Source organism: Micromonospora sp. B006, assembly GCF_003408515.1.
Taxonomy (GTDB): domain Bacteria; phylum Actinomycetota; class Actinomycetes; order Mycobacteriales; family Micromonosporaceae; genus Micromonospora; species Micromonospora echinospora_A.
Genome location: NZ_CP030865.1, coordinates 5211595 through 5224194 on the forward strand (window position 1 = coordinate 5211595; position 12600 = coordinate 5224194).

The 12600-nt window shown below is 74.3% G+C and carries 12 protein-coding genes; 6 read left to right on the forward strand and 6 right to left on the reverse strand.

Features of this window, described 5'->3' with window-relative positions; all coding sequences use genetic code 11:
• The first annotated feature begins 115 nt into the window (after positions 1–115).
• A complete protein-coding gene (locus MicB006_RS23395) occupies positions 116–1102 on the forward strand; it encodes a sporulation protein (protein WP_116508923.1) in 987 nt (328 codons plus the stop codon).
• 61 nt (positions 1103–1163) lie between these two features.
• Here the strand turns inward: MicB006_RS23395 and MicB006_RS23400 are convergent, their stop codons facing one another.
• The gene (locus MicB006_RS23400) at positions 1164–1445 is read right to left on the reverse strand and encodes a hypothetical protein (protein WP_184689440.1); all 282 of its coding nucleotides are present in this window, start codon (positions 1443–1445) and stop codon (positions 1164–1166) included.
• A 368-nt stretch (positions 1446–1813) separates the two neighbouring features.
• On the opposite strand from MicB006_RS23400, the gene MicB006_RS23410 reads away from it, so the two are divergent.
• Positions 1814–2236, forward strand: coding sequence for a hypothetical protein (locus MicB006_RS23410; protein WP_192900127.1), 423 nt, complete (start codon positions 1814–1816; stop codon positions 2234–2236).
• 414 nt (positions 2237–2650) lie between these two features.
• On the opposite strand, the gene MicB006_RS23415 is transcribed toward MicB006_RS23410, so the two are convergent.
• Both MicB006_RS23415 and MicB006_RS23420 read right to left on the reverse strand, forming a co-directional pair.
• Positions 2651–4870 (reverse strand): AAA family ATPase, encoded by a 2220-nt coding sequence (locus tag MicB006_RS23415; RefSeq protein WP_225980839.1) that lies wholly within the window; start codon positions 4868–4870, stop codon positions 2651–2653.
• A 241-nt stretch (positions 4871–5111) separates the two neighbouring features.
• Positions 5112–6233, reverse strand: a complete 1122-nt coding sequence (locus tag MicB006_RS23420) for a sigma-E factor regulatory protein RseB domain-containing protein (protein ID WP_116508927.1) — start codon at positions 6231–6233, stop codon at positions 5112–5114.
• A gap of 95 nt (positions 6234–6328) precedes the next feature.
• On the opposite strand from MicB006_RS23420, the gene MicB006_RS23425 reads away from it, so the two are divergent.
• Both MicB006_RS23425 and MicB006_RS23430 read left to right on the forward strand, forming a co-directional pair.
• On the forward strand, positions 6329–6985 hold the full coding sequence (locus MicB006_RS23425; protein WP_116508929.1) for a response regulator transcription factor: 657 nt from the start codon (positions 6329–6331) through the stop codon (positions 6983–6985).
• A complete protein-coding gene (locus MicB006_RS23430) occupies positions 6982–8382 on the forward strand; it encodes a cell wall metabolism sensor histidine kinase WalK (protein ID WP_116508930.1) in 1401 nt (466 codons plus the stop codon). Before MicB006_RS23425 ends, MicB006_RS23430 begins: the two co-directional genes overlap by 4 nt.
• A gap of 4 nt (positions 8383–8386) precedes the next feature.
• Here the strand turns inward: MicB006_RS23430 and MicB006_RS23435 are convergent, their stop codons facing one another.
• Together MicB006_RS23435 and MicB006_RS23440 are read right to left on the reverse strand one after the other, a co-directional pair.
• Positions 8387–9973, reverse strand: coding sequence for a tetratricopeptide repeat protein (locus MicB006_RS23435; RefSeq protein WP_116508932.1), 1587 nt, complete (start codon positions 9971–9973; stop codon positions 8387–8389).
• Positions 9974–10021: 48 nt separating this feature from the next.
• Positions 10022–10492, reverse strand: coding sequence for a MarR family winged helix-turn-helix transcriptional regulator (locus MicB006_RS23440; protein ID WP_116511726.1), 471 nt, complete (start codon positions 10490–10492; stop codon positions 10022–10024).
• Positions 10493–10542: 50 nt separating this feature from the next.
• Here MicB006_RS23440 and MicB006_RS23445 point away from each other — a divergent pair, with 50 nt between their 5' ends.
• Together MicB006_RS23445 and MicB006_RS23450 are read left to right on the forward strand one after the other, a co-directional pair.
• Entirely contained in the window at positions 10543–11064 is a 522-nt protein-coding gene (locus MicB006_RS23445) for a VOC family protein (RefSeq protein ID WP_116508933.1), read from the forward strand.
• Positions 11065–11110: 46 nt separating this feature from the next.
• Complete coding sequence (locus tag MicB006_RS23450; RefSeq protein ID WP_116508935.1) at positions 11111–12013, forward strand: hypothetical protein; 903 nt, start codon at positions 11111–11113, stop codon at positions 12011–12013.
• Here MicB006_RS23450 and MicB006_RS23455 read toward each other — a convergent pair.
• Positions 11979–12497, reverse strand: coding sequence for a potassium channel family protein (locus tag MicB006_RS23455; protein WP_116508936.1), 519 nt, complete (start codon positions 12495–12497; stop codon positions 11979–11981). The two genes, MicB006_RS23450 and MicB006_RS23455, sit on opposite strands and share 35 nt — an antisense overlap.
• Positions 12498–12600 lie beyond the last annotated feature (103 nt).

Here is a 12600-nt window from a genome sequence, read left to right on the forward strand (position 1 = left end):
GACGTGCCGGCCTTACCTGGCGCGCCTCACAGGCAGTTCTCAGTCGCGCCATTTAGGGTGCCCTGACGAAGCGTCCGACGGTCCATGTCGGAATGCCGTTCAGCGGGAGTGACCGATGGTCTTCAAGAAAATGTTGAGCGCGTTCGGCGTGGGTGGCCCGAGCGTCGACACGGTGCTCACCAACCCGAACACCCGGCCCGGACTGACCCTGGACGGTCACGTCAACCTGGTCGGCGGCGACAGCCCGGCACGGATCGAGCAGATCAACCTCGGCCTGGTCACCCGCGTCGAGATCGAAAGCGGCGACCACGACTACGCGGGCGTCATGGAGTTCCACCGGCTGCCCGTCAGCGGTGCGTTCGAGCTGGCGCCGAAGCAGCAGCTGTCGATCCCGTTCCAGATGCCGGTGCCGTGGGAGACCCCGATCACCGACGTCTACGGCCAGCGGCTGCACGGCATGACCATGGGGCTGCGTACCGAACTGGCGGTGGCCCGCGCGGTCGACAAGTCCGACCTGGACCAGGTGTCGGTGCACCCGCTGCCGGTCCACGAGCGCATCCTGGAGGCGTTCCAGGCGCTCGGCTTCCGGTTCAAGCATGCCGACCTGGAGCGGGGCCACATCTATGGCGTGCCGCAGACGCTGCCGTTCTACCAGGAGATCGAGTTCTTCGCCGCGCCGCAGTACGCGCAGACGGTCACCGAGGTCGAGCTGACGTTCGTGACCAGCCAGCAGGGCGTCGAGGTGATCCTGGAGTGCGACAAGCGGGGCGGCTTCCTCAGCCCTGGGCACGACGTCTTCGGGCGGTACTCGATCCCGCACACCGACGCCGGCCGTACCGACTGGGTGCAGGTCGTCGACGGCTGGCTGCGGGAGACCACCGGCCGTTACGGCAGCATGCGCGCCCAGGGCTTCGGCATGCCGCACGGCGCCCACGGCTACCCGGGTCAGCGCGGCTACGCCGGCCACGGGCGCCGCGGCCCGGGCATGGGCGGCGTGGTCGCGGGTGCCGCGCTGGGCGTCGCCGGCGGCCTGGTCGCCGGTGAGATGCTCGAGGGCGCCTTCGAGGGCGGCGACGACTTCGGGGACTTCGGCGAGGAGTGAGCACACGCGACGACGCCCCCGGGACGGATCCCGGGGGCGTCGCCGTTCACGCGGCGTCCGATCAACGCCCGCGGCGCTCCTTGCCGGAACGGCGCGCGCTGCCCGCCTTCGACAGGCCACGGCTGACCAGGTACGCGCCGGTCAGCGCGGTCAGGTACCACCAGGCCTGATTCGGGTTGTTGATGTTCAGGCCGTTGGCGGTGGTGCCCTTCCAGAACGCGGCGATCACGACGAGCGCGACCGCTGCGGCGTACACCCAGAACTCGGTGGTCAGGAACGCCTGCTTCGTCTCCGTACCCGGAGACGGCATCGGCTCCCGGTGACCGTCGTGCATCGACGGCATGTGCCGGGTCGACGTGTCCTGCATGCTCGCCCGGTTCTGGGCGTCGGACATCGGCCGGTTCATCGGCCTGGTGGATGCAGCCTGCGTGCTCATCTGGTCCTCCTCAAGGATTTGATGAGTCGTTAACCTGCACACCCTCGCCCCGCTACCGCAGGTCGGCCACGGCGCGGTTCGCGCTCTGTGGCGGGGGCACCCTGGGTCTACCCGGGCCCGGAGACAAGCTAACCGCCGGTCGTCATCTGATGGCCGCCACGCTCCCGAACCGGACATCCGGGCACGCACCCGGCCCCCGCCGCCGGCTCCGGTTTCAGCCACCCGCCGTCGGGCACGCAACACCGATACCCCGAGAGAGCTGCGAGGTGGTTGACGTGCGTGAGGACGACATGCGGCAGGACGCCGCCCGGCGGGCCGATCAGCGGGTCGCCGGCGGCGTGTACGGCGAGGGCGCGCTGGACGAGGTCACGGTGCCGCAGACCGACGTGGAGCGGATGCGCCAGGAGCTCGACCCGGACGACCCGGCGGACGTACCCGTCGACCCGACGGTGCTGCGCGACGGCGGACCGACCCGGGGCCAGGGCGCGGTGACCACGACCGGTGGCACGGCCGGCCCGGCCAGTGTGCGCCGGGTGGCCCGGCAGCCGGAGAAGCACCCGGGCAAGGTGGCGCCGACGACAACCGGGGACGCCGGCACGGGTGGCCTGAGCACCCCGGCGGGCGGCTCCACGAGCGACAACTCGGCCAGCGGCGCCCAGGTGGGCAACTTCACCAACAACCGCCCCAACCCAGGCTGACCGGAGGCGGCACGGCACAGCGGGGCGGCCTCCGGCCGCCCCGCTGTGCGACTTCTGCCACCGCCACATCGGGGAGGTGGTGTGGTCGGGGCGGTCGTGATGTAGCAACTTCCCCGAGCTGGTGCACGTGCCCGCCACTCCGGCGAACCGGCGCGAAACAGGCCGGCTGAACACGCGCCACCCCAGCCCACCCCAAGCCCGCACTCGCCGATCTTGCACTCCGCCCCGAAGAATGTCCGTTTGGTAGCTCTTTCCGGGGCCGCAACTCCATGATCGCGGAGCAGGGAGGGCGGACACCGTGGGACATGAGGCAGCACGTGCTCAACCCGGTCGATCATGAAGTTGGCGGCCGATATCGAGATCGACAATGCCGCCAACTTCATGATCAACGGGGCAGAGGGGAAGGGAAGGGGGTTAGGGGGTGCGGAGGATGCCCAGGCGCTGGGTGGCTCTTGTCAGAGCCACGTAGAGGTCGCTGTGACCTCGTGGGGACTCGGACACGATGCGGGCCGGGTCGACCACCAGCACCGAGTCGAACTCCAGGCCCTTGGCCTGCTCGGTGGTCAGCACCACCACCCGGTTCGCCAGCTCGGGCTGTTCGCCCACTGTCGCCTCCGGCAGCGCCGCCACGACCGCGCTGCCCAGCTCGCTCACCCGCCCGGTCGGCACCAGCACGCCGAGCCGCCCGTCACCGAGCGACGTGGCCTCCCGGGCGGTGGCCTCGACCAGCTCGGTCACGAGCCGGTCCGCCGGTACGGTCCGGTCCCAGGGCGGTACGCCGGTGGCGCGTACCGAGCGGGGTGGCCGCAGCGCCGGGTCGATCTCGGCCAGCACGTCGGCGGCGACGGCCATGATCTCGGCCGGGGTGCGGTAGCTGACGGTCAGCTCCTCCAGCCGCCACCGGTCCGCCACGTACGGCGCCAGCGCCTCGCCCCACGAGGGCGTGCCCGCGAGCGCGCCGGTCTGTGCCACGTCCCCGACGATCGTCATGGACCGGCTGGGGCAGCGGCGCATCAGCAGCCGCCACGCCATGGGCGACAGCTCCTGCGCCTCGTCCACGATCACGTGCCCGAACGCCCAGGTGCGGTCGGCGGCGGCCCGCTGAGCGGTGGTGAGCCGGTCGGACTCCTCCTGCCGCTCGGAGAGCCGGTCGGCGTCGATCAGGTCGGTCACGCCGAGGATCTCACCGCCGTCGGCTTCGTCCTCCACGTCGATGGAGCGGGAGCCGCGCCAGATCTCCAGCACGCCCTCGGCGTACTCGCGTTCCATCGCCCGGATGCGTTCCCGGCGCGCCACGGCGGCGCGCTCGTCCTCGCCGAGCAGTTCGGCGGCCTCGTCCAGCAGCGGCACGTCGGCGGGCGTCCACCCGCCGGGCTCGCGGTGCAGCGCGGCCCGCTCGGCGTCGGTGAGCATCGGCGCGGCGGCGGCGATCCGCTCCGGCGAGGCGTACAGGTCGGCGAGCAGGCGTTGCGGGGTGAGCACCGGCCACAGCTCGTCCAGCGCGGCCCCGATCTCCGGTTCCTCGCGCAGTTCGCGGCGGATCTCCGCGCGGTCGGCCTCGGAGAGCAGGTTCTCCCCGCCCAGCGGGTCGGCGCCGATCCGCTCGGCCACCTGGTCGGCGAGCGCGTGCACGATCTCCACGTCGAACAGGGCGCGGGCCAGGTTGTGCGGGCGGCCGGTACGGCGTACCCGGTCGCGGGCCTGGCGCACGGTCTCCGGGTCGAGCGTCAGCATCTCCCGCTGCGGCAGTTCGATGGTGACCGGCTCGTCCGGCACCCACTGCCGGTCGCGGACGGCCGCGGCGAGCACGTCGGCCAGCACCGCGCGGCCTTTGAGCGCCGCGGTGGTGGCCGGCTCCGCGCGGCGGGCGTGCACGCCGGGGAACAGGTCGGCCTGGGTACGCAGCAGCACGCCGGTCTCGGCCAGCGTGGGCAGCACCTGGGAGATGTAGCGCAGGAACGTGGCGTTCGGGCCGACCAGCAGCACACCGCGGGTGGAGAGCTGCTGGCGGTGGGTGTAGAGCAGGTACGCGGCCCGGTGCAGCGCCACAGCGGTCTTGCCGGTGCCCGGGCCGCCCTGCACCACCATCACGCCGGGCAGGTCGGCGCGGATGATCCGGTCCTGCTCGGCCTGGATGGTCTCGACGATGTCGCGCATCCGGCCGGTACGCCCGGCGTTGAGCGCGGCGAGCAGCGACGCCTCGCCGGTCAGCTCCTCGTGGGCGGTGGGGGAGGCGGCGGCGATGTCCAGCACCTCGTCGTTGAGCCCGGTCACCTTCCGGTCGCGGGTGCGCAGGTGACGGCGGCGGCGTACGCCCTGCGGGTTGGCGGCGGTGGCCAGGTAGAACGGCCGGGCGGCCGGGGCGCGCCAGTCCATCAGCAGCGGGTCGTAGTCGCCGGAGGAGTCGAAGATCCCGATCCGGCCGATGTAGCGGGCCGCGCCGTCGTCGCCGTCGAGGCGGCCGAAGCAGAGACCGCTCTCCACGGCGGAGAACTGCTCGACCTGGTCGGCGTACATCGCGACTGTCGAGTCGCGCTGCGAGCGGGCCTGCTGCGTGCCGCCGGTGTGGCGCAACTCCTCGTCGAGCCGCCGGGCGGCCTGTTCCCGCATGCCGTCCAGCCGGTCGTACAGCATCGAGACGTATTCCTGCTCGCGGCCGATCTCGTCGTCCTGGCGCAGGTCAGCCGACACGTCGGAGTGCGTTGACAATCCGGCTCCTCATTGACTAAAATTGCCGCAGGAATGGCATTCAGAAGCCATTCCTTTTTTGTGCCTGAACTGAGAAAGATAGCGCGTCGGCAGCCATCCGACCAAGCCCGGACACGACTCGGGGCCCGGTCGGCGGACGCCGACCGGGCCCCGAATACGGCATGTCTCAGCCCTTGGCCGCCTGGTAGAGCCGCTCCGGCGTGACCAGGCCGGCGATCACCCGGCCGTCGTCGGTGAGCAGTACGCTGAACAGCTTGCCGCTGAGCAGCCGGCCGCTGCCCCAGTCGCCGCTGACCTTGGGCAGGTCACCGAGCACGCCGGCCAGCATCTGCGCGTCCGGCGCGTCCGCGCCGGGCTTCGCGCCGGGCTTGGCGTCGCCGCCCGGCGCCGCGTCGCCGATCTTGGCGACCACCACGGTGGTCCACCCGGTGCCGACGGTACGCACGTCCGGCTTCTCGGCGTCCTTCCGGTCGAACCGCTTGCCCGCCGGTCCGGGCCGCTCGCCCTCGGTGGCCTCGGTGACCTTCACGCCGGGCGGCGGGTTGAACCGGAACTGGTCGGCCTCCGGCGTGCGGAAGTCCACCTGGGTGAACGCCACCTGGAACGCGGGCTCGTCCTGGCCGTCGGCGAGCACCTGCAGGCGCAGCGGCACGTGCTCCTTCGCGTCGAGCGCGATCCGTACCTGGTGCACCAGTGAGGCCTTGTCGCGCGGGGTGAGCACCAGCTCGTACGCGTTGCGCCCGGCCACCGTCGCGGTGCGGCCGACGGTGACTGCCGTGGTCGGGTCGATCGCCTCCAGCGCCCGGTCGGTGGCGTCGGCCGGGGTGGCCGGCACGGTGGCCCGGTCCGGGGCGTCGGCCGGCAGCGTCCGGTGCGTCGCGGTGTTCTCCCGGCTGTTCCAGGTCCAGACGTCCCGCCCGTTGCGCAGGATGTCCTGCTCGCCGAGCGTGTCGACCAGGGCGATCCGCTGCCGGTCCTCGCCGCCGTACCAGACGCGCAGCGTGTGCGTACCGGACACCAGGCCGGCCAGGTCGTTGCCGGCGGCCCGGCCGGCGAGCGCGGCGATCGGCGGCAGGCCGAGGTCGGCGCGCTGCACCACGGTGCCGGAGAGCCCGTCCAGGCGGGACGTGCGCAGGTCTTCCAGGAGCTGGGCGGCGCTGCGCGGCGGCAGCGCCGGGTCGGCGCCGGCGGCGAACGTGCCGACGGCGGCGCCACCGCCGATCACGGCGACCCCCGCGGTCACCGGGACCAGCCAGCGCAGCACGGCGCGGTTCTTCATCACGGACATAGTGTGCACCTCCTGCGCACCATGCTGCGCGATGGTCGCTGTGACCACGCTGAGGAGATCCCCTACGGGTGACCCCATGGTGGCACCCTGGACCGGTGCGATTGCTGGTGGTGGAGGACGAGACGCGGCTCGCGGCGGCGCTGCGCCGGGGTCTGTCGGCAGAGGGTTTCGCGGTGGACGTGGCGGCCACCGGCCCGGCCGGGCTGGACGCGGCCCGGCACGGCGAGTACGACGCGATGATCCTCGACGTCATGCTGCCCGGCCTGTCCGGCTACGAGGTGGTGCGCCGGCTACGCGCCGAGCAGCGCTGGCTGCCGGTGCTGATGCTCTCGGCCAAGGACGGCGAGTACGACCAGGCAGACGGCCTGGACTGTGGCGCCGACGACTACCTGACCAAACCCTTCTCGTACGTGGTGCTGCTGGCCCGGCTGCGGGCGCTGCTGCGCCGCGGCGCGCCCCGCCGGCCGGCCGTGCTCACCGTCGGCGACCTGCGCCTGGACCCGGCCCGCCGCCGGGTCACCCGGGCCGACGCCGAGGTCGTGCTCACCAGCCGCGAGTACGCGCTGCTGGACTACCTGATGCGCCGCCCCGGCGAGGTGGTCTCCAAGACCGAGCTGCTGGACCACGTCTGGGACGCCGCTGTCGACACCGCCCCGAACGCGGTGGAGGTCTACGTCGGCTACCTGCGCCGCAAGATCGGCCGGGAACGGCTGGAGACGGTACGCGGCGCGGGCTACCGGCTGGCCACGTGAGCTGGGTACGCGGCCCGCTGCCGCGCCTCGGCCTGCGGGCCCGGCTGCTCGCGCTCGGCGTGCTGGGGCTGGCGGTCGGGTTCGCGTTCGGCGGGACGCTGCTGGTCGGCGCGCTGGGCTGGACGCTGCAGCGCTCGGTCGACGAGGAGGCGCTGCGCACCGCCGACGCGGTGGCGCTGCTGACGGCCGAGGACGCGCTGCCGGACCCCCTGCCGGTCGCCGGCGGGCAGTTGCGGGTGCAGGTGGTCGACGCGCAGGGCCGCATCCGGGCCGCCTCGATCGACGCGGACCGCCTCGTGCCGATGCTCGGCCCCGGCGACCTGCGGCCCGGGCAGCGGCAGCGGCTGGTGGTGGACGGGCGGCGCGTCGGCATGCCCGGCCCGGTCCGGGTGGTCACGGTGCCGGCCGGCACGCCGCAGGAGCCGCGCACGGTGCTCGTCGCCAAGTCGCTCACCGACGTGCGGCACAGCCTGCGCGTGGTCCGCAACCTGCTGCTGGTGGGCTTCCCGCTGCTGGTGGCCGGGCTCGGCGTGGTGGCCTGGCGGGTGGTGGGCGCGACGCTGCGACCGGTCGAGCAGTTGCGCAGCGGCGCCGCCGAGATCACCGGGCGGGCCGGGGCGGAGCGGCTCCCGGTACCGGCCGGGCAGGACGAGATCCACCGGCTCGCGGTCACGCTCAACGACATGCTGGACCGGCTGGCCGCGTCCCGGGACCGGCAGCGCGCGTTCGTCGCCGACGCCGCGCACGAGTTGCGCAGCCCGCTGACGAACATGCGTACCGAGCTGGAGGTGGCGCGGCGTCTCGGCGACGACACCGACTGGTCGGCGGTCGCCGACGACCTGCTCGCCGACACCGAGCGGCTCAGCCGCCTGGTGGACGACCTGCTGCTGCTGGCCCGCCTGGACGAGCAGGACGCCCGGCCGGCGCCGGTGGGCCCGGTGGAGCTGGGCGAGCTGCTGCGCGCGGTGGCGGCCCGCTATCCGTCCCCGCCGCTGCGGCTGACGCTTCCGGACGGGCCGCTGTGGGTCGAGGGGGACGCGGGGGAGCTGCGCCGGGTGCTGGTGAACCTGGTGGACAACGCGCTGCGGCACGCGCGTACCGGGTTGGAGCTGGACGTGTCCGGCCCGGACGGGGCGTACCACCTGGTCACGGTGACCGACGACGGGCCGGGCATCCCGGCGGCGGACCGGGAGCGGGTGTTCGCGCGGTTCACCCGGCTGGACGACGCGCGGGCCCGCGACGCGGGCGGCGCGGGTCTCGGCCTGGCCATCGTGCGCGAGCTGGTGCGCCGGGCCGGCGGCGCGGTGGAGCTGGCCGACGCGACGCCGGGCGCCGCCGCGCCGGGGCTGCGGGCGACGGTACGACTGCCCGCGCTGGCGGAGCCGGACGCGGAGTGAGCGGTCAGCGGCGGCGCTTGGTGCAGACCGGGCCGGTGCGGGCGACGGTGTCGGTGGACCACACGAGCGCGACGGTGAAGCAGTAGTCGGTGGTGCGGTCGAGCCCGTAGGCGATGTAGTCGGCCGAGCCGGCGGGCAGCGTGGCGAAAGTGCCCTGCGGCTGCCCGGCCCGGCCTCCGGCGACCACCACCGGTCCTTCCGCCCCGGGCGGGTACGTCCAGCTCAGCACGATGCTGTCGCGCCGGTCGGTGAGCGTGAACCTCCCGGGTGGGGTGCCCGGCGCGGCGGCTGCCGCCGTGGTGGGCGCGGGAGCGGCGGAGGTCGGCGGCGGCGCGCTGGACGCGGGCGCGCCGGTGGCCGGTGGCGTGGCGTCGCGGCCGTCGTCCACCCGGGACACCCCGGCGATCACCGCGATGGTGCCCAGCAGCAGCGCCACCACCACGCCGAGCACCACGAGCGGCAGCCAGGGCAGCGTGCGCCGCTCGGCGGCCGGTGGCCGGGGCACGTGCACCGGCAGGTAGCGCGACGGCGGCTCGGGCGGCGCCTGCGGCACCCGGCGTACGCCGTCCGGCTCGTCGCCGGCGAGCCCGACCACTGTGGGCGGCAGCGGGTCCGCGCCGGGGCGCCACGGCTGCTCGGCCGGCTCGTCGGGCGGCCACGGGTAGTCGCCGAACCCGTCGGCGTCGTCCTCGGGCGCGGTACGCGGCGTCGGCACGTGCGCGGCCTCGGCGGCCCGGCCGGGCGGGTGGTAGAGCGGCGTGTCGACCGGTTCGTCCAGCGCGGGCGGGCTGTACGGCGGCAGGTCGTGCGGCCCTTCGGTGGGCGGGGGGACCCGCGCGGCGGGCACCACCGGCGTGGTGCGCGCGGGCGGCGGCTCGGGAGCGGGCGTGGGCGCGGGGCAGACGTGGTCCGGGTCGGCGGCGGCGCGGGCCAGCCCCGCCACCTGGGCGGCGAGCGGGTCGTCGGGGTCCAGGTGCTGGCGACACAGCTCCTCGGCGAGCGTCAGGTGCTCGTGCGAGTCGGCGTACCGGCCGCAGTCGCGTTCCATCGCGCCGAGCTTCGCCAGCATCTTGATGCCGCTGGGATGGCCGTCGCCGTATACCTCGTGGTGCAACTCCCAGGCGTCCTGCAACCGATCGCGGGCCACCTCGCACTGGCCGCGCGCGAACTCCACGGTGGCCAGGTCGGCGTGCGCGGCGAGCACCCGCTGCGACTCCGGGCCGTCGCGGGCGGTCAGCTCGATGATGACGTCGGAGTAGAGCCGGGCGGCCCGGGCGTCGCTGCCGACCCGGTGCAGCACCGCGGCGAGCGTCGCGGCGGCGGTGACGGTGCGCTCGTCGGAGCGGCCGTGCAGCCGGGTGGCCGCCGCGTACGCGAACGCCGCCCAGCCGCGGGCGGAGTGCGGCTCGCCGAGCGCGACGAGCACCCGGGCCTGGAGGCCGGCCGCCTCGGCCAGTTCGGGGGAGGCGTTGCCGGGGCGGGGATCGGCGTCGCTGAGCGCGTCGGCGAGCAGCCGCTCCGCGCCGGTGAGGTCGCCTTCGGACACCAGTTGGTGCGCCTGGACGGTCAGGTCAGCGAAGCCGGAGGACACGCCCCATCGTGCTCGTCCGGCGACGGTATGTACAAGACCCGGAGTGGATCAGTTTGGTCCCGAATCCGTCAAGTGGTCGGCGAGCGTCTCGCTGATCCGGCGGAGCTGGTCGACCTGGGCCGGGCTGAGCGCGTCGAACAGGTGCCGGCGTACCCCCTCGACGTGGCCGGGCGCGGCGGCGGCCAGGGTGGCGAAGCCCTCGTCGGTGAGCACGGCGATCTGCCCGCGCCGGTCGGTGGGGCAGTCCTCGCGGCGGATCCACCCGGACGCCTCCAGCCGGGCGGCGGCGTGCGAGAGCCGGCTGCGCGAGGAGCCGGTGAGCTCGGCCAGCTCGCTCATCCGCAGCCGCCGGTCCGGGGCCTCGGAGAGGCGGACCAGGATCTCGTAGTAGGCGTGCGGCATGCCCGCGTCGCGTTGCAGCTCGCGGTCGAGCGCGTCCGTCAGCGCCCGGGAGGCGGTCAGGAAGGCGCGCCAGGTCCGCTGCTCGTCGGGGGTCAGCCACCGGGTCATGACGCCCATCATAGCGGCAATAGTTGAACGCTCAACAAAACCCGGGTACGGTCGGTGGCATGGGCATCCACCGACTCAACCACGCCGTCCTCTACGTCAGTGACCTGGAGCGCAGCGTCGCCTTCTACCGCGACGTGCTGGGCTTCCGCCGGGTCCCGATGACGCCCGAGGGCTTCCGCGGCGCCGCGTTCCTCCAGGCGCCCGACTCCACCAACGACCACGACCTCGGCCTGTTCGAGATCGGCGCGGCGGCCGGGGCGTCCCAGGCCGGACGGGCCACCGTCGGCCTCTACCACCTGGCCTGGGAACTGGACACGCTCGACGAGTTGAGGGCCACCGCCGAGCGGCTGGCCGCTGCCGGGGCGCTGGTCGGCGCGTCCGACCACGGCACCACCAAGAGCCTCTACGGCCGCGACCCGGACGGGCTGGAGTTCGAGATCGTCTGGATCGTCCCGGCCGACCTGCTCGACGACGCCGCGCTCGCCGCGCGTACCCGCATCGGGCGGCTCGACCTGGACCGCGAGCGGCAGCGCTACGGCGGGCAGACCCGCGGCGGCGTGGGCATCTCCGTCCCGGTCTGAGCGGGGTTCACGGCCGGGCCGCCGCGCCGTGCGGTAGAAACGCACCATGTCGACCGACGCCGTCCTGCGCGAGCTGCTCGTCCGCCAGCTCGACCACTGGCTCCCCGCCGCGCTGCACCGGGCGCGGCGGGCCACGCTCGCGCTCGCGTACGCCGGAGGTGACGCCACCGGGGCGGAGGAGGCGTTGCGGGTGGTGGCCGAGTTCGCCGACCGGCTGCGGGGGCGGCGGCTGACCGTGCTGGTGGTGGCCGACGACGGCACCGACCTGGCGGTGCGGCTCGGCGCGGCCGAGGCCGCGCTGCCGGCCGACGTCGCCGTGCACCTGGTGCCCGGCGGGCCGGACCGGCTGCCGGTGGCGCTCAAGGCCGCGGGCGCGGCCGGCGCGCCGCTGCTCACAGTGGCCGACGGTGCCGAGCCGGACCCGGCCCTGCTGGCCGCCGCCGCGTCCGGCCGCCCGGCCGAGCTGCTGCTGGTCACCACGCCCGGCCGGTCGCTACGTCCGGCGCTGAGCGCCGCCGGGTTCCCGCTCGCCACCGAGGTCGAGCTGGTGCCCGAAGGAGACGGCCCGGCCCGGCTGCTCGGCTACGCCACCGGCTCCGACCGAGGGCTGGAGACGGTCAAGGAGGCGCTCTGGGCGGTCGACGAGTACGCCGGGGTGCGCTACCGCGACCCGGCCGACCCGCAGGGACGGCTGCTCGACATCTCGCTCGACCCGGAGCCCGGCCCGCTGCGCCGCGAGCTGCTGGCCGAGCTGGCCCGCTCCGGTCCGCGCCCGGTCACCGAGCTGCGCCGCTTCGCCACCACGGCGACCGTCTACCGGGCCGCCGACGCCAACCGGGCGCTGGCCTCGCTGCTCGCCTCCGGCGCGGTGACCCGCGATCCCGAGCACGGCCGGCTCGGCGGGGACGTGCTGATCAGCGCCGTCCCGCACGCTGGGTCATCTGCTTGAGCACTATCGACGCTCCGGTGGCGACCACACCGATGCTGAACACCATCTGCGCGCACACCGCCACCCGGGCGATCTGCCCCTCGGCGTGCACGTCGCCGTAGCCGACAGTGGTGAGCGTCGCCAGCGCGAAGTAGAGCGCGTCGACCCGGGTCCGCAGACCGACGAACTCACCAGGCCGGGTGTTCGCCACCACGTAGTCGCCGAGTGCGAAGACCAGCAGCCCGGCGATCAGCGCGACCGCGAGCCGGGTCAGCGCGCGATCCTCGTCCCGGCCGGTCGGCTGGTCCTTGACGAGCTGTCGGCGGACCTGGCCGGTGACCAGGAACGCGATCACGGCCACCAGCACCACTGTGCCCGCCGAGCGCAGGAACAGCCGCAGGCCGTTCGGGTCGGCCGCGACCGGCACCAGGAAGTAGCCGACGAGCATGAGCAGGCAGGCCGCCACGGCCCGCCGTCGCATCCGCCGCAGGGACAGGTCCGCCATGCGGCGATTCTCCGGTCGCCGGGGCGCCGTGGTCGGCGGAACCGGAAAAGCCGGTACGGACGACGATCGGGGCGCCGGCCAGCCGCCGGCGCCCCGATTCACG

Coding starts and splice junctions, on each gene's coding strand:
- MicB006_RS23395 (WP_116508923.1), top strand. CDS start 116: ATGGTCTTCAAGAAAATGTTGAGCGCGTTCGGCGTGGGTGGCCCGAGC.
- MicB006_RS23400 (WP_184689440.1), bottom strand. CDS start 1,445: ATGCCGTCGATGCACGACGGTCACCGGGAGCCGATGCCGTCTCCGGGT.
- MicB006_RS23415 (WP_225980839.1), bottom strand. CDS start 4,870: ATGCTGTACGACCGGCTGGACGGCATGCGGGAACAGGCCGCCCGGCGG.
- MicB006_RS23420 (WP_116508927.1), bottom strand. CDS start 6,233: ATGTCCGTGATGAAGAACCGCGCCGTGCTGCGCTGGCTGGTCCCGGTG.
- MicB006_RS23440 (WP_116511726.1), bottom strand. CDS start 10,492: ATGGGCGTCATGACCCGGTGGCTGACCCCCGACGAGCAGCGGACCTGG.
- MicB006_RS23445 (WP_116508933.1), top strand. CDS start 10,543: ATGGGCATCCACCGACTCAACCACGCCGTCCTCTACGTCAGTGACCTG.
- MicB006_RS23450 (WP_116508935.1), top strand. CDS start 11,111: ATGTCGACCGACGCCGTCCTGCGCGAGCTGCTCGTCCGCCAGCTCGAC.
- MicB006_RS23455 (WP_116508936.1), bottom strand. CDS start 12,497: ATGGCGGACCTGTCCCTGCGGCGGATGCGACGGCGGGCCGTGGCGGCC.